The organism is Streptomyces sp. NPDC091280, from assembly GCF_044768565.1.
In the GTDB taxonomy this organism is placed as follows: Bacteria; Actinomycetota; Actinomycetes; order Streptomycetales; family Streptomycetaceae; genus Streptomyces.
Genome location: NZ_JBIVUZ010000004.1, coordinates 115,648 through 137,063 on the forward strand (window position 1 = coordinate 115,648; position 21,416 = coordinate 137,063).

The window sequence follows — 21,416 nt, forward strand, 5'->3', positions numbered from 1 at the left end:
TCCGGTCAGCGCGTTCCGTTGGCCGCGAACCTCGCGACCGCGCCGACGTTCGTCTTCGTCACGAACGCCGGGCCGGTGAGCACGGGAGCCACCCCGCCGCCACTGATGTTGCCGTTGGTCTTGTACAGCCACAACGAGTCCACGGCCAGATAGCCCTGCAAATACGGTTGTTGATCGACCGCGAACTGTACGTCCCCGCTCCGCACGGCCTTGACCAGGTCCTGGTTGAGGTCGAAGGTCGCGACCTTGGCGCTGCTGCCCGCCGCCTTCACGGCCTTGACCGCGGACAGCGCGAAGTCGGCGCCCAGCGTGACCACTTCGTCGATGCTCGGGTCCTGCTTGAGGCGTTCCGTGACGCCCGCGGAGACGCCGCTCATGTCGGTGCCGTCGACGTAGAGCATGTCGGTCTCGCCGGTGAACGCCTTCTTCACGCCCGCGCAGCGCGCCTCCAGGGCGACATTGCCCCGCTCGTGGATCACGCACAGGGCGTGCTTGGCCTTGAGGGCGTCCAGCTTCTCACCGACCGCGCGGCCCGCGACGCTCTCGTCCTGGCCGAAGAACTCCAGGACACCGTCCGACTGCCAGGAGTCGATACCGGAGTTGAGGCCGACCACCGGGATGTCCGAGGACTTGGCCTGGGCGATCGGCGCCTTCATCGCGTCCGGCTTGGCGAGCGTCAGCGCGATGCCGTCGACCCCGTCCCGGATCGCGTCCCGCACCAGCTCGGCCTGCCCGGTGGCGTCCGGGTCGCTCGTGTAGGTCAGCTCGACACCGTCCTTGGCGGCGGCGGCCTCGGCTCCCTTCTTCACCAGCACCCAGAAGGCGTCGCCCTTGCCCGCGTGGGTGACCATGGCGATCTTGAGCCGCCCGCTGCCCGCGGCACCGGCCGCGCCCGCGCCGGACCCGGACCCGGAACCACCGGTCCCGGAACAGCCGGCGAGCAGCAGACAGACGGCGACGGCGCCGGTCAGCGCCGTGCCGTGTATGCGACGGAAGGGGGCGTGAGGTGGGGGAGGAGTGGTCATGGGGGGTGCGGCACCTCGCTGTGCGGCCGAGCTCGGGGACGGGGAGAGTGCGCCCGGAGCCGTAAGAGGTGCGCCGACCGGGTGACTCCCGCTGGGCCGGAGCCAATCGTGTGTGAGCGCTGGTAGTCAAGTGAGCAGCGACCCGCAGTGAGTTGTTGCTGCCGCATTGTGATCATCTCGACGTCGTAAGGAAGTTGGGGACAGACGTCGTAAGGATGTGGGGGAGATCAGGCGCGGAGAGCCGCGTTCCACGCCCGGACGCCGAGGACCGCGGCGATCCGGCCGCGGTCCGTGGGGTGTCGGGGGTTTCTGGTGCGGTCCGGACGAGGGCCGGTCAGAGGTCGAACTCGTGCGGGGGCAGGTCCAGGGTGAAGCAGGCCTCGCGGACCACGGCCTGCTCGGTCTTGTCGAAGTCGCCGTCCGCGCCGCCGATCACGATGCCGATCTGGATCACGGCCCGTGCCTCGGCGGGCTTCTTCTTGGCCTTGGCGATCTCCTGCAACACGCTGACCTTGCCGAAGGCGAAGTCGGCCGTCAGCTTGTTCAGGTTCTCGTCGAAGCGGCGCTGGAGGTCCATCGCGTCGAAGTTCTGAAGCACCTCGTTGCTCGCGATCAGCTGGGCGACGCGCTGCCGCTCCGAGGGATCGACACTGCCGTCGGCGGCGGCCACCAGCGCGCACATCGCCATGCTCGCGTCGCGGAACGCCCCGCTCTTCAGGTCGTTCTTCTTCGCCACGAGCTGGGTCTGCATCGTCGACGCGGACTCCTTGAAGCGGTCCCACAGGGCCATGCGCACTCCATATGTGTAGTCAGGCGTAGACAGATCCGTGTCTGCGACACCGTGGAAACTCCCCGGACCAGGGAGAAGTTCCGGCCCCCTAGACTGGGGCGGCTCGTACGAAAGCAACGGCCAGGGCGGGAGGCGAGGACGGTGCACACGCTCGGCCGCGGCCCCGACGACCCGTCCGCCGCCGTGCTCGCGGACGCCGCCGCGGCCTTCGGCCTGCTCGCCTCGCCCGCGCGGCTGCACATCGTGTGGGCGCTCGCCCAGGGCGAGAGCGATGTCACCGCCCTCGCCGAACGGGTCGGCGGCGCGCTGCCCGCCGTGAGCCAGCACCTGACCAAACTGAAGCTCGCCGGCCTGGTCCGCTCCCGGCGCGAGGGCCGCCGTCAGGTCTACCTCGTCGACGACCCGGACGTGGTCGACGTGGTCCGGCTCGCGGTCGCCCGCCTCACCGACCGCGCCGACCGCGACGTACCCGCCCCCCGACTCCGTGACCTCTGACGCCGCCGCGCACCGGCACACCCCGCTCCAGACGCTGCGGCACCTCGACACCGGCCCGCGCGGACTGACCGACCCGGAGGCCGCCGCCCGGCTCGCGGCGACCGGCGAGAACACCCTCCCGGAACGCCGCACGACCCCCTGGCACCGCCTGTTCCTGCGCGGCCTGCGCGACCCCTTCACCGTCGTCCTGCTCTGCCTCGGCCTGGTCTCCGCGCTCGTCGCCTCCTGGGGCACCGCCGCCGTGATCCTCGCGCTTGTCGCGGTCAGCTGCGTGCTGCGGGCCGGCGGCGAGCACCGGGCCGACCGCGCCCTGCACGACCTGCGCGAGCTGGTCGGCTCGACCGCCTGCGTCCTGCGCCGCACACAGGCCGGGGCGCCGGTGCGGGCCCGGGAGATACCGGTCGCCGAGCTGGTCCCGGGCGACGTCGTCCGGCTCGGCTCCGGCGACCTCGTCCCGGCGGATCTACGGCTGCTGCGCGCGAGCGGACTGACCGTGCACCAGGCCGCGCTGACCGGAGAGTCCGCGCCGGTCGCCAAGGCCGCCGCGGAACTGCCCGGCGCGGCCGACGAGGGGCCCTTCGCGCAGCCGCACCTGTGCTTCCAGGGCAGCGGGGTCGTCTCGGGCAGCGCCACCGCCGTCGTCCTGGCGACGGGCGCGCGGACCCGGTTCGCCGCCGCGCACAGCGAGCCGGCGCGCCGCGGACCGAGCGCCTTCGACCGCTCCGTGCACGGTGTCTCCTGGGTGCTGATCCGCTTCATGCTGCTGACGCCCCCGCTGGTCCTGATGGCCAACGCGGCCCTGCGGGGCCGGGGCCTGGAGACGCTGCCGTTCGCCGTCGCGGTGGCCGTGGGACTGACCCCCGAGATGCTCCCGGTGATCGTCACGACCTGCCTCGCGCGCGGGGCCGCGCTGCTCGCCCGGACGCACGGCGTCGTCGTCAGACGGCTGCCCGCCCTGCACGACCTCGGCGCGGTGGACGTGCTCTGCCTCGACAAGACCGGCACCCTCACCCAGGACCGCCCGGTCGTCGAGCGCGCCCTCGGTCCGGACGGCCGCGAGGACCCGGACGTCCTCGACCGCGCCGCCACCGCCGCCTGGTGGACCCTCCAACTCGCCGAGGCCCCCGTCCCCGACGCCCTCGACGAAGCACTGCTGACGGCGGCCGGGCCGGTGGGGGAGCGGTACGACGGGATCGCCGCCGTGCCCTTCGACCCGGTGCGGCGGCTCGCCTCGGCCGTGGTGCGCGGCGCCGCCCTCGGGACGCACACCCTGATCGTGAAGGGCGCGGTCGAGGACGTCGTGGAACGGTGCCTGCTGGCGCCCGGCGAACGCGACCGGCTGCTCGCCCTGGCCACCCGCGAGGCCGGCTCCGGGCTGCGGCTGCTGGCGGTCGCCACCGCCGAACTCTCGGCCCGCACAAGCGCGTACACCTCCGCCGACGAACGCGGACTGACCTTCCGGGGCCTGGTCACCTTCCACGACGCCGTCGACCCGGCCGCGCCGGCGGCCCTGCGCGCCCTGGCCGACCTGGGCGTCGAGATACGGATCCTCACCGGCGACCATCCCGCCACGGCGGCCCGGGTCTGCCGGGACCTGGGACTGGACCCCGGGCAGGTGCGGGTCGCCGCCCGCCGCACCCCTCAGGACAAGGCCCGCGCGGTGGCCGCCCTCCGCGCGGCCGGACACACTGTCGGCTTCCTCGGCGACGGCCTCAACGACGTGCCCGCGCTGCGCGCCGCCGACGTGGGGATCGCCCCGCGCGCCGCCGTCGACGTGGCCCGCGAGGCCGCCGACGTCGTACTCGCCGGGAAGGACCTCACCGCGATCCGGCACGCGGTCACGGCCGGCCGGCACAGCAGCGCGAACATCGCCTCGTATCTGCGGGTCACGTTCTCCTCGAACCTCGGCAACGTCATCGCGATGCTCGCCGCCGGTCTGCTGCTGCCGTTCCTGCCGATGCTCCCGGCCCAGGTGCTCGCCCAGAACCTCTGCTTCGACCTGGCGCAGCTCGCCTTCGCCCACGACCGGCCCCCGGCCGCCGCGCTGCGCCGCCCGACCGAGCTGCGGCCCCGGGCGTTCCTGCGGTTCATCACCGGGTTCGGGGTGCTCAACGCGGTCGCCGACCTCGCCACCTTCGCGGTCCTCGCGCTCGCGCTGCGCGGTCCCGACGCGATGGAGGACGAGGTGCTGTTCCACTCGGCGTGGTTCACCGAGAACCTGCTCACCCAGGCCCTGGTGATGCTGCTGCTGCGGACCGGCCGGAGCCTCGCGGAGGGCGGCGGACCGGGGCCGGTGGGGTGGGCCGCGGCCGTCCTGGCCGCCGTGGGGCTGCTGCTGCCGCTCACTCCGCCGGGCGCGGCGCTCGGCATGACGGGGCTCCCGCTGCCGTACTACCTGCTGCTCGCGGCCGTGCTCGGTCTGTACGCCCTCGCCCTGAGGGGTCTGCGATCCACCCGCGGGTTGTACAGTTGCGCAACATAGCAACTGTCGTCAGGGAAGAGAGGGCGAGATCATGCTGCGGAACGGACTGGAACCATGGCACCTGCTGGTCGTGGCGATCGTCGTCATCCTGCTGTTCGGGTCGAAGAAGCTCCCCGAGGCCGCGCGCGGGCTGGGCAAGTCGATGCGCATCCTCAAGAGCGAGGCGAAGGCGATGAAGGAGGAGAGCAACGCGGCGCAGTCGGTCCCCGTGGAGCCGACCGCCGTGCGCACCTCGACCGAGTCCCAGCCGGCCACCGGAACCGAACCGCCCGCGACCGCGCACTGACCGGACCGCCCGCGACCGCGTACCGACGGCAGCGCGGGCATGCGTCGAGCCCCGGCGGTTGCCGGGGCGTGACGCGTGCTGTGGCCCGGGTTTCAGGCCTGGTGCTGGAGTTCCGTCCTGGTGGCGGCCGACTTCGCCTCACGCTTGCGGCGCCGGCGCTCGGAGCGCGGTTCCTGGTCCGGCAGCCAGCCGAACGTGAGGCAGCTGCCCACGACGCCCAGCAGCAGCCCGACGAAGAAGCCGCCGAGGTTCGAGGTGAGCCAGGAACCCAGCGTGCACAGGACCCCGACGATCGAGTAGAAGAGCCGCTGGCTCGGGCTGAACAGGATCAGCAGACCGACCAGCAGCATCAGCACGGGGAGCAGGTAGCCCGTCATGCCCTGCATCCCGATGTGCATCGCGACCTTCAGCGACACCTTCTCCGTGAGCAGGATCTCCGCGCCGCCCAGGGCGAGCAGCAGCCCGCCCCAGAACGGACGGCCGGCCCGCCAACTTCTGAAGGCGGGCCGCATCCCCTGCCGTGACAGGTTGTCGGACATCAGCAACCCGAGTCGCTGAAGCTGAGCTTGAGGCCCGGCAGCTTGAACACACCCGCCGTGGTGGCGTAGTTGGTCTGCCGCAGGTTGTCGATGTGCACGGTGTCGGACTGCTGGCTGAAGACACCCTTCTTGCCCTGCACGCCGGCCTTGGTGAGCGTGCTGGCGTCGTTGCCGATCTCGATGTTGGTGAACGCGGCGTCACCCGAGAGTTCCGTCGAGTCCGTGGTGAGGTCGCTCGCCGTCACCTTCGTCGAGCCGCTGCCCGCCTTGATCAGCAGGTTGATGCCGCCGAGGTCGACGCTCTGGCAGAGGCTGTCGAGCGTGGCGCTCTTGATGGCGGAGGTCATGACCAGCACCTGACCGCCGGTGTCGCCCGCGTTCGGGCTGTTCGGGATCATGTTGTCCAGGTCGCCGAACTGCTCGAAGCCGGTGCCGTCGAGCGACTTGGCGGTGACCGTGAACGGCATGCCCGAGATGGAGAACTGCACCCCCAGGGCGCCCTGGGCGGTGAGAATCCCGAGGGCGGCGGCGGCCAGGGTGGCCGGCACCGCCATCACCGCGGCGCGGCGCAGTCGGACCTGACCGCGTCTTTCGGGAACCTCGGCGGTCTCCGGTGCGGAACCGGTTCCCGGGTTCTCGGGGGTGTTGCCTGCGGACGAGTTGGCGTCCGAGGGTGAAGCCATGTCTGCTCCCATGTGCTGCTCTGGTTCAACGCGAGTCGGTATCCAATGTGGCGCGTTGTCCTGGCGCGGACAGCGAGTGCGGCGCAGCCGTCCTCGCAACTCCCGGCGGGTGCAAGGGCTTTCAGGTTACGCAGCAGTAGCCGTCGAGGAAGTTACCGGGGGTTACATTCGAGGGTCAAGAGAGTTGTGGAAAAAGAGTGTTGATGATGTGCCACCTGTGAGGCAAGCCCTGTCGAAGATCTCGCGGAGCCCATGACCGCATCCCGACCGGCCTACCGGTCGACGCATCAACTTGGCTTGCACGTCTTGACGTTGACGGACACTCAGGTCTACAACTCTCCCTTGTTTGCCGGATCCGTGGCGCCGGATCCGGCACGCGGCAGTCGCCGCGTTCCCGGACTTCCCATTCCACAGGGGCACTTCGCTGTCCCAGAGTCCGCACCCCCGCGGCCCGGCACGGCCGCTTCCCCCCTGGTCCGTGCCGTCCGCCCCACCGCCCGGCCCGGCCGGAAGCCTCCAACCCCCGTGGGCCTCCGGCCGGTTCCCGGCCGGCCGCCGTTGCCGGCCCGTCGCGTACGGAGAAGGCGTCACGGGCCGGTGACGGCGAACTCGCGCTCCCCAACCCCCAGTTGCCCCACCGTGGAAGTCCCCCAGTTCCCCCACCCCCCAAGAAGAAGAACCCCCCGGTTCGACCCTCCACTTCGGAAGAAGAGGTACACCCGCATGCGCACTCGCACCGTCCTCACCCTCGTCGGCTCCGTCGCCGCGCTCACCCTCCCCTTCACCGTCCCGGCGTCGGCGGACGGCACCGCCGTGCTCACCACCGGCAGCCTCGGCGGTACCGCCGTCGCCGTCGGCGATGTGCTGACCGCGCCGCTGTCCTCCGGCACCTCGGCCACCCTGTACTCCAGCTCGACCGGCACCAGCGGCATCAAGTGCACCTCGTCGCAGTTCACCGCGACCGTCACCGACAACCCGACCGCGCCGGGCACCGCCACCGAATCCGTCTCCGCGCAGACCTTCGACAGCAGCAGCTGCACCAGCAACGTGCTCGGTGTCCTCGGCGTCTCCAGCATCACGGTCGACAACCTGCCGTACACCACGGCGGCGGCCTCGGACGGCACCCTGACCGTGACCCCGGCCAGCGGCTCCACCATCCAGACCACGGTCAAGCTGACCACCCTGCTCGGCAGCATCACCTGCGTCTACCAGGCGGCCAGCCTGTCCGGCACCTCCAGCAACACCGACACCAGCATCAACTTCACCAACCAGGCCTTCACCAAGTCCTCCGGCTCCTCCCTGTGCTTCAGCGCGGGCTACTTCACCGCGAAGTACGCCCCGGTGACGGACAACGGCGCGGCGGTCTACACCAACTAAGCAGCACAAGGATCAAGTAAGCAGCACAAGGATCAAGTAGGGCCTGTACGCGCCGAGTTCAGCGTCGGCGCAGTCGCAGGGCCAGGGCGGCGCCCCCGGTGAGCACCAGCACCGCGGCGGCGCCGCCCGCCAGCACGGGCGCCGAAGGGCCGCCCGAAGAGGTGTCGATGTCGGACGCCACCGGACTGCTCCCCGGCGCGGTGCTCTCCGCCGCCGGGGACGCCTTCTGCGCCGCGCCGGACGCCGTGGCCGCTGCCGAAGTCGCCGCGGCCGTAGGGGACTTGGGCGTGGCCGACAGACTCGCCGTCCCGCCCTTCGATCCGGCCGTCCCCTTCGTGGACGTCGCCGAAGGGGCGGCGCCGGCGGAGCCCCCGGGGAACACCACGTCCGAGCACGAGTAGTACGTGTCCTCCGTGCTGCTGTTCTGCCAGATCGTGTAGACCATCTGACGCCCCGTCCGGCCGGTCGGCAGCGTCGCCTTGATGCGGTACGCGCCACCCGTCAGCGGCGGGTCGGTCACCTCGGCGAACGGCTGCGTCGGCAGTTCGGACCAGGTGAGCGGCTTCGACGGGTCGTAACCGGCCTTCGTCAGATACAACTTGAACGTGCCGGTGTGCTCGATCGTCGACTTGTACGTCATCGTCAGCTTCGCCCCCGGAGTCAGCCGCGTCGACGGGAAGTCGGCGCGGGCGAGGTCGAGCCCCTTGTAGTCGGACAGCCCACCGCTGCACAGCTTCCCGTCCGGGATCAGCTGCCGGTCGCGCCCGTCGACGTTCGGGACGCGGATGTTGTCCCAGAACGTGAAGGGTCCTCCGTTCGCCGCCACGGCCGCCTTGCAGGCCGCCGACGAGGCCGCGCCGCCGCCGTCCGGCGAGCAGGCGTACGCCCGGCTGACCGGATAGGTCGGCGCCCCGTGCGCCTGCGCCGGACCGGCCGCCCAGACGGTGAGCAGCAGCGGGGCCAGGGCGGCGCCCGCCATGGCGGTGCGATGTGCGGTCATCCGGGACATCCGGAACGTCTCCTCGGCCGGGCGGCAACGGTCTGTCCGTCTCATACGGCCGCCGGGCCCCACGCGTTCAGCCCGCGAACCCTTGCCGCGAACCGGGGCGGATCGGTCAACCGGCCTATGTCGAGGGCGGTTTCCGGCCCGACCGAGGGTTTCCCCCGTATCCGTATGACCTTCTCTTTGCCTATCGTTTGACCACAGCTGACCCACAGGCCACCCCTGGTGAGGCGGCTGACCGCGCCCGGCGCTCTTCGGATCGACCCCCCCTCCGCTTCGACGGCGAAGCGAATCGACCGCCGCTCCGCGCTGCCCGGAGTCAGGCCACGAAAGGCAAGCCCTTGCGCACTCCCACGGCATTCCCCACCGGACGGACCCTGATATCCGTCGCCGCGGCCTCCGCGGCCCTTCTCGCCACGGTGGCCACCTCGGCCGCCGTCGCCCAGGAACCCACCGCCCGTACCGCCGCCCCGGCCCTGTCCGGCCAGACCGAGGCGGCCCCCGGCACTCTCGCCCAGCGCCTCATCGTCGGCTACAAGTCCGGTGCGGCGGAGGCGAGTTCGAACCAGGCCGCCGCGGCCGACGCCACCGCCAAGGGCAAGGAGACCGGCGCGGACGTCGACTTTCAGCGCCGCCTCGGCACCGGCGCCGCCCTCGTCGGCCTCGGCGACGCCCGCAGCACCACCGAAGTCGCAGACGTCATCGCCGAGTTCAGGGCCGACCCGCAGGTCTCCTACGTCGTACCGGACCGCCTGAACACCCCGCAGGCCGACCCGAACGACACCGAGTACGCCAAGCAGTGGGACCTCTTCGAGGCCACCGCCGGCATGAACGTGCCCGCCGCCTGGCCGACTTCGACCGGCAGCGGCGTCACCGTCGCCGTCATCGACACCGGCTACGTCACCCACTCCGACCTCGCCGCCAACATCGTCGCCGGCTACGACTTCATCACCGACACCGCCGTCTCGGTCGACGGCGACGGCCGCGACAGCAACCCGGCCGACCCCGGCGACTACTACGCCGCCAACGAGTGCGGCACGGGCATCCCCGCCGCCAACTCCTCCTGGCACGGCACCCATGTGGCCGGCACCATCGCCGCCGTCACCAACAACAGCAAGGGCATCGCGGGCATCGCCTACGGCGCGAAGATCTCCCCGCTGCGCGTCCTCGGCAAGTGCGGCGGCTACGACTCCGACATCATCGACGCCATCACCTGGGCCTCCGGCGGCACCGTCTCCGGCGTCCCCGCCAACGGCAACATCGCCAAGGTCATCAACATGAGCCTGGGCGGCGACGGCGCCTGCACCTCGGCCACCCAGAGCGCGATCACCGCCGCCGTCAACCGGGGCACCACGGTCGTGGTGGCGGCGGGCAACGACAACGACAACGTCGCCAACCACTCGCCGGGCAACTGCGCGGGCGTCATCTCGGTCGCCGCCACCAACCGCGCCGGCGCCAAGGCCTCGTACTCCAACTACGGCTCCGGCGTGGACATCTCCGCCCCCGGCGGCCAGACCAGCACCGGCACCGCCAACGGCATCTACTCCACGCTGAACTCCGGCACCAGGACGCCGTCCACCGAGTCGTACGCCTACTACCAGGGCACCAGCATGGCCACCCCGCACATCGCGGGCCTGGTCGCGCTCATGAAGTCGGCGAACCCGGCGCTCACCCCGGCCCAGATCGAAGCGGCGATCAAGGCCAACGCCCGTGCCCTGCCCGGCAGTTGCTCCGGCGGCTGCGGAGCGGGACTCGCCGACGCGGCCAAGACCGTCCAGGCCGTGAGCGGCGGCGGTACGACGACGGGGACCACCTTCTCCAGCACCACCGCCGTCGCGATCCCCGACGCGGGCGCGGCCGTGGAGTCCTCGATCGCCGTCACCGGCCGGAGCGGCAACGCGCCCTCGGCCCTTCAGGTCGGCGTCGACATCACCCACACCTACCGCGGCGACCTCGTCCTCGACCTGGTCGCACCGGACGGCTCGGCCTACCGGCTGAAGGCGGCGAGCGGTTCGGACTCCGCCGACGACGTCAGGACCACCTACACGGTGGACGCCTCCGGCGAGACCGCCAACGGCACCTGGAAGCTGCGGATCCAGGACACCGCCGCCCAGGACACCGGAACGCTCAACAGCTGGCAGCTCACCTTCTGAACCCACAGGTCACGCACAGAAACCGACCGGCCGACCCGTAAGGAGAGGCGCGCCCGCACCGGCGCCCCTCCGGGGCGGCCGGTCGTTCGCGTGGCCGAGAACGGTCGTTGACACGTGCCACAGACACCGAAAGTGGTCAAGAGTCGGGGTCGGGGTGACAGAGAGGTGCAAGTGATGGGAACGTGAGGGCTGTTGGTGGTCTTCGGGGACGAGGCGGAAGCCGTCGGACGGTGAGCTACTGTGTACAGGGGGTAACAAAAAACGGCATGGGCCGTTGTTTTTTCCTTAACGGGAGTGTTTCAGTCGATGGTGAGGCAGCTACGGGCCGAGCAGACCCGCACAACGATCATCACGGCCGCCGCCGAGCTGTTCGACCGGCAGGGCTATGAGTCCACCAGCCTCAGTGACATCGTCGACCACGCCCAAGTCACCAAGGGCGCCCTGTACTTCCACTTCGCGGCCAAGGAAGACCTCGCCCACACCATCCTGGAACTACAGGCCAAGGCCTCCCGCCAGATGACCAGGGACATGGACAGCCGGGGCTACTCCTCACTGGAGACGCTGATACGTGTCACTTTCGGGATGACCCGGCTTGCCGTCGAAGGCCCCATCCCGCGGGCCGGACTCCGGCTCGCCGCGGGGGAGATCGAGGTACGGCCCCCGATGCGGCACCCCTTCACGGAGTGGTTCGACATCGCCGCCCGCAAACTCGCCGGCGCGGTCGCGGAGGCCGACGCCCACCCCGACATCGACGTGGACGCCGTCGCCCGCACCCTTATCGGTCTGTTCGTCGGCATCCGCGTCATCGGGCGCGCCCTGGAACCGGTTGCCCTGCAACCCCGCAGGACCGCCGAGATGTGGCACCTGGTGATCCGGGGCGTGGTCCCCGTCCCGCGCCGCGCCCGCTATCTCAGCCTCGCCGCGCGCCTGGAGCGGGAGATCGGCGCCGGCTGACCCGCCCGGTACGGTGAGCCGCATGCCCGACACCCCCGCCGCGCCCGTGCTCCTCGGCGACGAGCCCGGCTCGTTCCCGCACAGCGTGCTGGCCGAACGGCACCCCGCGATCATCCGCCAGGTCCGCGACGCCTTCCCCTACGGCCCCGCGCAGCACCGTGCCCTCGACGCCCTGCTGGAGAACTGCGCCGAGGGCACGATCCAGCCGCTCCCCGCCGAGGCCCCCGACCACGGACAGTGGGCCGCCTGGGGCACCGACGCGTACGCCGGACAGTCCTGGTACGACGTGCCCTGGCTCTGGTCCGAGAGCTACTTCTACCGCCGACTCCTGGGCGCCGTGGGCTACTTCGGCCCCGGCGCCTGGCAGGGCATCGACCCGTTCCGCCCCTTCAAACGCGCCGAACTCGACGCACCCGAGACCGACGAGGAACTCGCCGCCCTCGACGCGCTGGAAGGAAAGACGCCCCAGGAGCGCGGGCGGGCGCTGCTGCACGGCTCCCTCTGGGGCAACCGCGCGGACCTCGGCTTCCGCCTCTCCGCCACCGGGTCGGCCTCGCGGGCCCCCGTCCCGGCTCTGGTGGCCGACGACAGCGACCGGCTGTGGTCACTCCTGTCCGGCACCGGCACCCTCTGCCTCGTCGCCGACAACGCGGGCCGCGAACTCATCCCCGACCTGCTGCTGATCGCCCACCTCCTCGACCAGGGAAGCGTCGAACGGGCCGTCCTGCACATCAAGCCCCACCCGTACTACGTCTCCGACGCCACCACGGCCGACGTGATCGACGCCGTGCGCCGACTGACCGGGGCGCCGGGCGCGGCGGCGGCATACGGCCACCGCCTCTGGTCGGCGATGGCGGACGGCCGCCTCACCGTCCGCGCCCACGCCTTCTCCTGCGCCCCGCTGCCGTACGCCGAGATGCCCGCCGACCTCCGCGCCGAGTTCGCCGCGGCCACCCTGACGATCGTGAAGGGCGACCTCAACTACCGCCGCCTGGTGGGCGATCGGCGCTGGGCGCCGACCACGCCGTTCGCCGACGTCACCGCCGCCTTCCCGGGCCCGGTCGCCGCCCTGCGCACCCTCAAGTCCGATGTGATCACCGGCCTCGACGCCGACACGGTGGCCGCGCTGGTCGCGGCGGAGGAACAGCGCTGGCGCACGGGCGGCACCCACGCGCTGATCCAGGTGAAGGGGTGAAGGGTGAACGGGGTGTCCCCGCACCGCCTGCGGCCCGACCGGGACGAGGAGATGGACGGGGTCCTTCAAGTCGCCCTCAGAGCAGAGGAGTTGGCCTTTGACCACGTCTTCGCGAGCGGCCACGCGGCGGCCGGTCCGGCCGGCGTGACCCCGGACCCGCTGATCCCGGCCCACCGGACCGCCACCCTGGACCGCCTCCCCCGGCACCTGTCCGGACCGTCCTACCCCAGCCGTACGTCCTGCCACACCATCCGGTGGTCCGAGGTGACGACCGTGGTGCCGTCGCCGACCAGGCGGTACAGCGGGTCGTCGGAGTTCGGCCAGAACACGCCGTTGCGGCCCGGGACCAGGCCCTTGGACGGCAGGACGTGGTCCACGCGCAGATTGCCGGGGGCCGTGTCGCTGAAGTCCCCCGTGTCGTAGGCGGGATCGCCGGTCTGGCCGATGTTGGCGCCGCCCTGGAGCCGCGCCGCCTCGACGCCGCCCGCGCTGGCGGGAGGTGTCGAGGGCAGGTTGATCGCCGGGTGGTCGAGGAGCTGCCGTACGGCGTGGTCGTAGCTGTCCCCGTCGTAGGGATCGGCGTTCTGGTCGCCCGCGATCACGAACCGCGCACCGGGCCGGAGACCGCCCCGCACACCCTTGTCGTCGTAGAGATAGGCACTGCGCGCGTGGCCGCCGACGTAGTCCGCCCACAGCCGGATCTCGTCGTGGTTGCGGCGGCCGTTGCGGTCCTCCGGGCCGTCGAAGGTGGGCGGTGTCGGGTGCGAGACCAGGAAGTGCACGGTCTGGTCGCCGAGCCGGACCGGCACGTCCCAGTGGCTCTTGGAGGAGAGCCGCAGGATCGCGCGGGCCGCGTCGCTGTAGTAGCCCGGCGGGATCACGTTGCCCGGCATGTCCTTCCACAGGAAGTGCTGGAAGGTGCGCACCGCGCGGGTGTCGATCGGGAACTTGGAGAGGACGACCATGCCGTACTGGCCAGGGAAGAAGCCGTAGCCGAACGCGTCCTGCCCGTAGGCGTCCGAACCCGGCGTCGTCACCACGCCGTTCTTGCCGTCGAGGTCCACACCCGAGGGGACGCCCGTGTTCACCGGACCGGTGAAGTGGTGCGGGAAGTGGATCGGGCGGGCGCCGTTGTGCCCCCGGGACAGGTAGTTGTCGAGGAACAGGCGGACCGCCGTGCCGCCCGCCACGTAGTCGAACTCGTTGATCAGCAGGATGTCCGGGTTCACCCGCTGGATCGTCTCGGCGACATTGCGCGCCTGCGCGTTGTCGGGCGTCGACAGGTCGGCGACCAGCGCACCCTGGGTGGCCCGGTTCAGCGAGGCGTTGAAGGTGGCGAACCGCACGGTCCGTCCGGACCCGTACCCGTGGCGAGTGGACGCCGACGCCGGGAACGCGGCCGTGCCGGCCAGCGCCGCCCCGGCCAGGGAGCCGAGCGCGGTACGGCGGGAGAAGGCTCTGGACTGGTTCATCGGGACTCCGGTGAGGGAGGGGACACGTGAACCCCCGTAGTCTGCGCGCGTAGAAGTGAACGCCACAAGATGCCGGTGAAACTCATGGGTTCATCCCTGATTCACGCGATGGTGTGATCATGTCCCGCGCCCCGGATGGCCGCCCGGGGCCACGGGTAGGGCCCGGCCATGACCCAGCCGTTCGAACTCCCGCACTTCTACATGCCGTATCCCGCGCGCCTCAACCCGCATCTGGACGAGGCCCGCGCCCACTCCTCCGCGTGGGCGCGCGAGATGGGCATGCTGGAGGGCTCCGGGATCTGGGAGCAGGCCGACCTCGACGCGCACGACTACGGCCTGCTCTGCGCCTACACCCACCCCGACTGCGACGGGCCCGCGCTGTCGCTGATCACCGACTGGTACGTGTGGGTGTTCTTCTTCGACGACCACTTCCTGGAGATCTTCAAGCGCAGCCAGGACCGCGCCGGCGGCAAGGCCTACCTGGACCGGCTGCCGCTGTTCATGCCGCTGGACCTCACAACTCCCGTACCGGAGCCGGAGAATCCGGTCGAGGCGGGGCTCGCCGACCTGTGGGCGCGCACGGTGCCGTCGATGTCCGTCGACTGGCGCCGCCGCTTCGCCGTCGCCACCGAGCACCTCCTCAACGAGTCCCTGTGGGAGCTGTCCAACATCAACGAGGGACGGGTCGCCAACCCCGTCGAGTACATCGAGATGCGCCGCAAGGTGGGCGGCGCGCCCTGGTCGGCGGGGCTCGTGGAGTACGCGACCGCCGAAGTGCCCGCGTCCGTCGCCGGATCGAGGCCGCTGCGGGTGCTGATGGAGACCTTCTCCGACGGCGTCCACCTGCGCAACGACCTCTTCTCCTATCAGCGGGAGGTCGAGGAGGAGGGCGAGTTGAGCAACGGCGTGCTCGTCCTGGAGACCTTCTTCGGCTGCACCACCCAGGAGGCCGCCGAGATCGTCAACGACGTACTGACCTCCCGGCTCCACCAGTTCGAGCACACCGCGTTCACCGAAGTGCCCGCCGTCGCCCTGGAGAACGGCCTCACCCCGGACGAGGTCGCGGCCGTCGCCGCCTACGCCCGGGGGTTGCAGGACTGGCAGTCCGGCGGCCACGAGTGGCACCTGCGCTCCAGCCGCTACATGAACCAAGGCGCCCTCGACGACTCGCCGTTGGACGGACCGACCGGCCTCGGCACCTCCGCCGCCGACATCGGCGCCCTGCTCGCCTCGGCCGGCGCCGAACGGCTGCGCGCCTACACCCACGTCCCCTTCCAGAAGGTCGGACCCTCCCGACTGCCCGACTTCTACATGCCGTTCCAGCACGAGCTCAGCCCGCACCTCGACGGCGCCCGGCTCCGCCTCGTCGACTGGATGCACTCCGTCGGCATGCTGCGGGAGGGCGTCTGGGACGAGGAGAAACTCGCCGCCGCCGACCTCCCGCTCTGCTCGGCCGGCATCGACCCGGACGCCACCGAGGAGGCCCTCGACCTCAGCTCGCGCTGGCTCGCCTGGGGCACCTACGGCGACGACTACTACCCCCTCGTCTACGGCGTCCGCGGCGACCTCGCCGCCGCCCGCGTCACCACCGCCCGCCTCTCCGACTGCATGCCCATCGAGGGCCCGGCGACCCTGATCCCGGTCAACGGCATGGAACGCGGGCTCATCGACCTGTGGACCCTCACCACCGCCGAGATGCCCGTGGACGACCGGCGCACCCTCAAGGACGCGATCAACAAGATGACCGAGAGCTGGGTCTGGGAACTGTCCAACCAGATCCAGCACCGCATCCCCGACCCGGTCGACTACCTGGAGATGCGCCGCGCCACCTTCGGCTCCGACCTCACCCTCAGCATGTGCCGCATGGGCCACGGCCCGAAGGTCCCGCCCGAGGTCTACCGCACCGGCCCCGTCCGCGCCCTGGAGAACGCGGCCATCGACTACGGCTGCCTCATCAACGACGTGTTCTCCTACCAGAAGGAGATCGAGTACGAGGGTGAGGTCCACAACGCCATCCTTGTCGTCCAGAACTTCTTCGGCATCGACTACCCGACCGCGCTCGGTGTCGTCCACGATCTGATGACCCAGCGCATGCGCCAGTTCGAACACGTCGCCGCGAACGAACTGCCCGTCGTCTACGACGACTTCGACCTCTCGGAGGAGGCGCGCGAGATCATGCGGGGCTATGTGACCGACCTCCAGCACTGGATGGCGGGCATCCTGAACTGGCACCGCGAGGTCGACCGCTACAAGCCCGCCTACCTGGCCGGCCGCTCGCACGGCTTCGTCCCGGACCGGGTCCCGGCGCTGCCCTTCGCCTGACGACCCCTCACCCGGGATCCCCGGAATCCCGGACCCGCGCCGCCGCATCCTCGGCGAGCTCCCGTACGGCCCTCCCGGCCGCCTCCGAGAGCTCGCCGAGTATCGACTCCGCGGCGGCCAGCGTCACTCGGGCCTCCTCCGGGAGGCCCGCCTCGACCAGCGCGCACGCGAGGGCGTAGTGCTCCTCGGCGACGAAACGGCCGAGGTTCACGTCCCGCCAGTGCCGCAGCGACGCGTCCCCGGGGTCGGCCAGCGTGCTCCGGAGACCGGCCAACGTAGCCATCGCCTGGGCGAGTTGACCCGTCTCCCGCTCCAGACGGGCCTGCCTCAGCCGGGCCGAGACCCGGTCCCACGCCGTCTCCTGGAGGGCGGCGCACAGACGCTGGGCGCGCAGCGCCTGGACCCGGTCGCCCAACTCCTCGAACTCGTGGGCCAGTCCGCTCAGCGGAGCCGGGTTCAGCGTCGTAGGCGCACCCGGCCGCCGCAGCAGGCTCTGGTCCGTCTCGATCTCGTCCAGCCGGCGGATCAGGGCGACCCGGGCCACCTCGACGAGCCCCTGGTCGGCCGCCAACCCGGTCCAGGTGGACGGGGGTTCGTCGGAGGGGTCCGTACCGAAGAGCGCCTCGTCCAGCTCCCGGGCCCACTCCCGCAGGGCCGTCCCGTCCGCGTCCTGCCCCGGCATCCCGCCCAGCCCGCACGCGGTGTCGTAGTCCGTCTCCCGCACCTCGTGCAGCAACGGCAGATCCTCGACGCGCCCGTGCAGCCCCACCAGCACGGCGGCGAGCCGCAGTTCGTCCGACATCGATGACTCCCTCTCGCGCCGCAGCAGCTCGCGCAGCAGCTCCAGATCGCCGTCCGCGCGGTCGAACTGCGCGGCCCGCAGGGCGAGTCGACGCCGTACGGGGTCCCCGGCCACCGCGTCCCACACCGTACGGTCGCCCACGCGCAGTGCCGCCAGATCCGCCCGCCCCCGGGCGAGCACCGGCTCCCACAGCGGGGGACGGGGATGCCGGTCGAGGAGGTCGTAGGCGCAGCCCTCCTCCGCGTTGAGGAGCAGGAAGTCGGGCTCCGTGCGGAGCAGGGCCGCGTACAGCCGGCCGATCAGCTCGACCGGGGAACGCTCCGGCAGGCCCAGGGCGGCGCGGAGCCGGGGCCGCGCCTCGTCGAGGTCGTAGTCCTCACGGAACTCGTCCTCCGTCTCCGCGACCGCCGCCAGAATCTTCTCGGGGCCGTCGGAGGGGGGCAGGTCGAGATGGTCGCGCCAGCCGGGCAGACCGATCACTGTCTCCAGCGCCTCGTCGACACTGGAGCCGATGATCCCGGCCGAACCCTCGGAGTCGGCGTACAGCACGGAACCGTCCGCGCACACGAAGTACGTACCGCCCGCGCCGTCTCCGGCGACCGGCCGCAGCGGGGCGCCCGAGGCCAGCCGGACCTGCTCGACGTGGTCCGTGCGGTTCAGGTCGAAGTCGAAGGGGAAGGCGGCCAGTTCGGCCAGATGGGCGTGCTGCCGAAGCAGCCGCAAGGCATGATCGGTCATGTCACAGAACGTAACAGGCGGCACTGACAGTCAGGCCGGAGTCGGGAAAACTCCTGGTCAGAGGCACTGGCGCTCGCCATCGCGGCCCACGGCCCGACTCCGCCTCCCGCCGCCCGTCGCGCTCCCGATCCGCCTCCCTCTCCTGACCGTCGGTCAGTCTCACTCGTTCGTGGCACGTCGGGCGCCGGTGCGCCGGGTAGAGCATCTGCCGGAGGCGATCCATGGAACAGACCGCGTTGCGTCCCAAGCCGATGCCCGGCCAGGAGCCCGGCGACGGCGCCAAGCCCGGCACCACCCGGCGCCCGCACGCCGCCCGGCGCCGCGGCCGACGGCTCATCACCCTGCTGTTCAGCGTGTTCGTCGGAACCGTCCTGGTGCTCTCGGGGATCGGACTCGGCACGGTCGGCGCCACCGTGATCGGCATGAGCAAACTCGCCGACCTGCAACGCCAGGCGGCCCGGCAGCCGACGCGGACGGCGACCCCGGCCGACCGGCCCTCCACGGCGAGCGCGACCGCCTCGCCCCCGTCCGCGGCCTCCGGTGCCGCGACCCTCGGCGTGGAGGCCGTGGACGCCGAACAGGCCGGCGCGCTGATCGTCGGCGTCCACATGCCCGGCCCCGGGTACACGGCGGGCCTGGTCCGCGGCGACGTCCTGCTCACGTTCGGCGGTGCCCGCGTCGACTCGGCGGCCGACCTCGCCCGCGCCGTCACCCACGCCCACCCGGGAAAGGAGGTGACCGTCACGGTGCGCCACCGCGGCGGCGGCTTCCAGCAGTTCACCGTGGTCCCCGGCTACGTCGTCTGACCCGCGCGCGAGCCGTGCGGCGCACGCGCCGGAAGTGCGCCGTTCCCGCCGATCGGCTCGCGTGGGCCTCCGGGTGCGGGCAGGATGCTGCCCGTAGCCACATTCGCCCGTTCCCGGAGGCCCGAATGACCGGTAGCCCGCCCGCGCCCTTCACCGCCGCCGACTACCGGGCCCGCATGGACCGCGCCGCGCGGGCCGCCGCCGACGCCGGTCTCGCGGGGCTGCTGGTCGCTCCGGGACCGGACCTGGTGTGGCTCACCGGCTACACGCCCACCGCGATCACCGAACGGCTCACCGTCCTTGTCCTGGCCCCCGGGCGCTCCCCGGTCCTCGTCGTCCCCACCCTGGAGGCCCCCGACGCCGCCAAGGCACCCGGAGCCGACGCCCTCACCCTGCGTGACTGGACCGACGGCAAGGACCCCTACGCGGCCACCGCCGCCCTGCTCGACGCGACCGGCCGGTTCGGCATCAGCGACAACGCCTGGGCGATGCATCTGCTGGCACTCCAGAGGACGCTGCCCGACACCACCTACGCCTCCCTCACCGACGCGCTGCCGATGCTCCGCGCGGTGAAGGACGCGGCCGAACTGCGGCTCATGGCAGCCGCCGGGGCGGCCGCGGACGCAACGTACGAGGAGATCCGGAAGGTTCCCTTCGCCGGCCGCCGCGAATCCGACGTCGGCGCCGATCTGGCCGACCTGCTGCGGCAGTTCGGGCACTCCCAGGTCGACTTCACCATCGTCGCCTCGGGACCCAACGGAGCCAACCCGCACCACGAGGTCGGCGAACGCGTCATCCAGCGGGGCGACATGATCGTCCTCGACTTCGGCGGCCTCAAGGACGGCTACGGCTCCGACACCTCGCGCACGGTCCACGTCGGCGAACCCGACGACGAGGAACAGCGCGTCCACGACCTCGTCCGCGAGGCCCAAGAGGCGGGCTTTCGCGCGGTGCGCCCCGGAATCGCCTGCCAGGAGGTCGACCGCGCCGCCCGCGCGGTCATCGACGACGCCGGATACGGCCCCTACTTCATCCACCGCACCGGCCACGGCATCGGCGTCACCACGCACGAGCCGCCGTACATGATCGAGGGCGAGGAGCAGCCCCTCGTGCCCGGGATGTGCTTCTCCGTGGAGCCCGGGGTCTATCTGCCCGGCCGCTTCGGGGTGCGCATCGAGGACATCGTCACGGTGACCGAGGACGGCGGCCGGCGGCTCAACAACACGTCCCGCGAGATGGCCCTGGTGGACTGACGACGACCAGGAGCCCCGACACCCCGAACGGCGACGGCGCGACCATGACCCAGGCACCGACACCCACCGCGGACACCGTCCGACAACTGGTCCGTTCCCTGCTCAAGGACAGCGCGGCCGACAGCACGGGACCCGAGGTCCGGCCCGTCGCCGAGGGCGGCGGGCACTCCACGTGGTGGGTCGGCACCCGCCACGTCCTGCGCCTCGCCCCGAGCCGCGAGGCCGCCCAGCGGCAGCGCCGCGAACTGCGTCTGCGCGACCTCGTACGGCCGTATCTCCCCGTCGCCGTTCCGACGAGCGTGGCGCACGGCGAGTGGGCGCCCGGGCTCGCCTACACGCTGGACACCAGGCTGTCCGGCCACTCCGGCGAGGACCAGGACGTCTCCGCCGTGGGCGAGGCCGACCTCGCCGGGCTGCTCACCGGGCTGCGCGAGGTGCCCGTCCGGCAGGCCGAGGCACTCGGCGTCCCGCGCGCCGCCCCGCGCTCCCTGGAGGCCCTGCGGCGCGCCGCCGAGCAGGCGGCCGACCGGCTGACCGCCGCCGACGAGTTCGACGCCGCCCGCCTCCACCAGCTCACCCAGCCCGGCGCGGTCCAGCTCGCCGCGCAGTCCGCCACCGCCGTCCTCGTCCACCACGACCTCAGGGGCGAACACCTCGTGGTGAGCGCGGACGGCCGGGTGCGCGGTGTCCTGGACTGGACCGACACGGCCCTCGGCGACCCCGCGGAGGACATCGCCGGGCTCGCGCTGGCCGTGGGCGCCCCCGCCGCCGTCCGCGCCGCCACGCTCGCCGGCTACGGCGCCCGCCCCTGCCTGCGCGGCCTGTGGCTGGCCCGCTGCGACACGGTCGTCCGCCTCGCGGCCCGGCTCGACGGCCGAGACACCGCACCCCTTCCCCTCCTCAGGACCCAACTGCGCCACACCTGGGAGGCGATCCTGCTGGAGCGGGTGACCGAACTGCGCGACGGGGAGGGGGAGTTGTAGCGCGCACACGTTTACGCAAACGCTCGCGCAAGCGTTTACGCAAGCCTTTGCGCAAACG

The 21,416-nt window shown here is 71.8% G+C and carries 18 protein-coding genes; 11 read left to right on the forward strand and 7 right to left on the reverse strand.

Translation table 11 applies throughout. The features are described from left to right. Positions 1 to 5: 5 nt before the first annotated feature. Together ACIQPR_RS13885 and ACIQPR_RS13890 are read right to left on the reverse strand one after the other, a co-directional pair. The gene (locus ACIQPR_RS13885) at positions 6 to 1,025 is read right to left on the reverse strand and encodes a substrate-binding domain-containing protein (RefSeq protein WP_403646729.1); all 1,020 of its coding nucleotides are present in this window, start codon (positions 1,023 to 1,025) and stop codon (positions 6 to 8) included. Positions 1,026 to 1,359: 334 nt separating this feature from the next. After that, positions 1,360 to 1,815 (reverse strand): tellurite resistance TerB family protein, encoded by a 456-nt coding sequence (locus ACIQPR_RS13890; RefSeq protein WP_403646732.1) that lies wholly within the window; start codon positions 1,813 to 1,815, stop codon positions 1,360 to 1,362. Positions 1,816 to 1,956: 141 nt separating this feature from the next. Between ACIQPR_RS13890 and ACIQPR_RS13895 the strand changes: the two genes are divergently transcribed. Genes ACIQPR_RS13895 through tatA form a run of 3 tightly spaced genes read left to right on the forward strand, consistent with a single transcriptional unit; the run spans position 1,957 to position 5,078 of the window. Continuing rightward, complete coding sequence (locus tag ACIQPR_RS13895) at positions 1,957 to 2,310, forward strand: ArsR/SmtB family transcription factor (RefSeq protein WP_403646735.1); 354 nt, start codon at positions 1,957 to 1,959, stop codon at positions 2,308 to 2,310. After that, positions 2,300 to 4,792, forward strand: a complete 2,493-nt coding sequence (locus ACIQPR_RS13900) for an HAD-IC family P-type ATPase (RefSeq protein WP_403646738.1) — start codon at positions 2,300 to 2,302, stop codon at positions 4,790 to 4,792. The genes ACIQPR_RS13895 and ACIQPR_RS13900 overlap by 11 nt, the downstream gene beginning before the upstream one ends. Positions 4,793 to 4,823: 31 nt before the next feature. After that, positions 4,824 to 5,078: a Sec-independent protein translocase subunit TatA gene (gene tatA, locus ACIQPR_RS13905; protein ID WP_403646740.1), complete on the forward strand. Its 255-nt coding sequence runs from the start codon at positions 4,824 to 4,826 to the stop codon at positions 5,076 to 5,078. 92 nt (positions 5,079 to 5,170) lie between these two features. On the opposite strand, the gene ACIQPR_RS13910 is transcribed toward tatA, so the two are convergent. Next, a complete protein-coding gene (locus ACIQPR_RS13910) occupies positions 5,171 to 5,617 on the reverse strand; it encodes a DUF6114 domain-containing protein (RefSeq protein WP_403646743.1) in 447 nt (148 codons plus the stop codon). After that, positions 5,617 to 6,300 (reverse strand): DUF6230 family protein, encoded by a 684-nt coding sequence (locus ACIQPR_RS13915; RefSeq protein WP_403646745.1) that lies wholly within the window; start codon positions 6,298 to 6,300, stop codon positions 5,617 to 5,619. The genes ACIQPR_RS13910 and ACIQPR_RS13915 overlap by 1 nt, the downstream gene beginning before the upstream one ends. A 723-nt stretch (positions 6,301 to 7,023) precedes the next feature. On the opposite strand from ACIQPR_RS13915, the gene ACIQPR_RS13920 reads away from it, so the two are divergent. Next, positions 7,024 to 7,677, forward strand: a complete 654-nt coding sequence (locus ACIQPR_RS13920; protein ID WP_403646747.1) for a Tat pathway signal sequence domain protein — start codon at positions 7,024 to 7,026, stop codon at positions 7,675 to 7,677. 58 nt (positions 7,678 to 7,735) lie between these two features. On the opposite strand, the gene ACIQPR_RS13925 is transcribed toward ACIQPR_RS13920, so the two are convergent. Then, positions 7,736 to 8,686 carry a lytic polysaccharide monooxygenase gene (locus ACIQPR_RS13925; RefSeq protein WP_403646750.1) on the reverse strand — a complete coding sequence of 317 codons (951 nt, stop codon included), beginning with the start codon at positions 8,684 to 8,686 and terminating at the stop codon, positions 7,736 to 7,738. Positions 8,687 to 9,021: 335 nt separating this feature from the next. Between ACIQPR_RS13925 and ACIQPR_RS13930 the strand changes: the two genes are divergently transcribed. The 3 genes from ACIQPR_RS13930 to ACIQPR_RS13940 all read left to right on the forward strand — a co-directional run bounded on the left by ACIQPR_RS13930 (position 9,022) and on the right by ACIQPR_RS13940 (position 12,982). Beyond that, a complete protein-coding gene (locus ACIQPR_RS13930; protein WP_403646751.1) occupies positions 9,022 to 10,833 on the forward strand; it encodes a S8 family peptidase in 1,812 nt (603 codons plus the stop codon). A 306-nt stretch (positions 10,834 to 11,139) separates the two neighbouring features. Next, positions 11,140 to 11,787, forward strand: coding sequence for a ScbR family autoregulator-binding transcription factor (locus ACIQPR_RS13935; RefSeq protein WP_403646754.1), 648 nt, complete (start codon positions 11,140 to 11,142; stop codon positions 11,785 to 11,787). A gap of 22 nt (positions 11,788 to 11,809) precedes the next feature. Next, a complete protein-coding gene (locus ACIQPR_RS13940) occupies positions 11,810 to 12,982 on the forward strand; it encodes a damage-control phosphatase ARMT1 family protein (protein ID WP_403646756.1) in 1,173 nt (390 codons plus the stop codon). A gap of 221 nt (positions 12,983 to 13,203) precedes the next feature. Here ACIQPR_RS13940 and ACIQPR_RS13945 read toward each other — a convergent pair whose 3' ends face one another. Further along, positions 13,204 to 14,454, reverse strand: coding sequence for an endonuclease/exonuclease/phosphatase family protein (locus ACIQPR_RS13945; RefSeq protein WP_403646759.1), 1,251 nt, complete (start codon positions 14,452 to 14,454; stop codon positions 13,204 to 13,206). Between the two features lie 168 nt (positions 14,455 to 14,622). Here ACIQPR_RS13945 and cyc2 point away from each other — a divergent pair, with 168 nt between their 5' ends. Then, complete coding sequence (gene cyc2 / locus ACIQPR_RS13950; RefSeq protein ID WP_403646762.1) at positions 14,623 to 16,776, forward strand: germacradienol/geosmin synthase Cyc2; 2,154 nt, start codon at positions 14,623 to 14,625, stop codon at positions 16,774 to 16,776. Between the two features lie 7 nt (positions 16,777 to 16,783). Here cyc2 and ACIQPR_RS13955 read toward each other — a convergent pair whose 3' ends face one another. Then, the gene (locus ACIQPR_RS13955; RefSeq protein WP_403646765.1) at positions 16,784 to 18,316 is read right to left on the reverse strand and encodes a hypothetical protein; all 1,533 of its coding nucleotides are present in this window, start codon (positions 18,314 to 18,316) and stop codon (positions 16,784 to 16,786) included. 221 nt (positions 18,317 to 18,537) lie between these two features. Between ACIQPR_RS13955 and ACIQPR_RS13960 the strand changes: the two genes are divergently transcribed. The 3 genes from ACIQPR_RS13960 to ACIQPR_RS13970 all read left to right on the forward strand — a co-directional run bounded on the left by ACIQPR_RS13960 (position 18,538) and on the right by ACIQPR_RS13970 (position 21,358). Beyond that, on the forward strand, positions 18,538 to 19,122 hold the full coding sequence (locus ACIQPR_RS13960) for a PDZ domain-containing protein (protein ID WP_403646768.1): 585 nt from the start codon (positions 18,538 to 18,540) through the stop codon (positions 19,120 to 19,122). A gap of 125 nt (positions 19,123 to 19,247) precedes the next feature. After that, the gene (locus ACIQPR_RS13965) at positions 19,248 to 20,375 is read left to right on the forward strand and encodes a M24 family metallopeptidase (RefSeq protein WP_403646771.1); all 1,128 of its coding nucleotides are present in this window, start codon (positions 19,248 to 19,250) and stop codon (positions 20,373 to 20,375) included. Between the two features lie 44 nt (positions 20,376 to 20,419). Further along, complete coding sequence (locus ACIQPR_RS13970; RefSeq protein WP_403646774.1) at positions 20,420 to 21,358, forward strand: aminoglycoside phosphotransferase family protein; 939 nt, start codon at positions 20,420 to 20,422, stop codon at positions 21,356 to 21,358. Positions 21,359 to 21,416 lie beyond the last annotated feature (58 nt).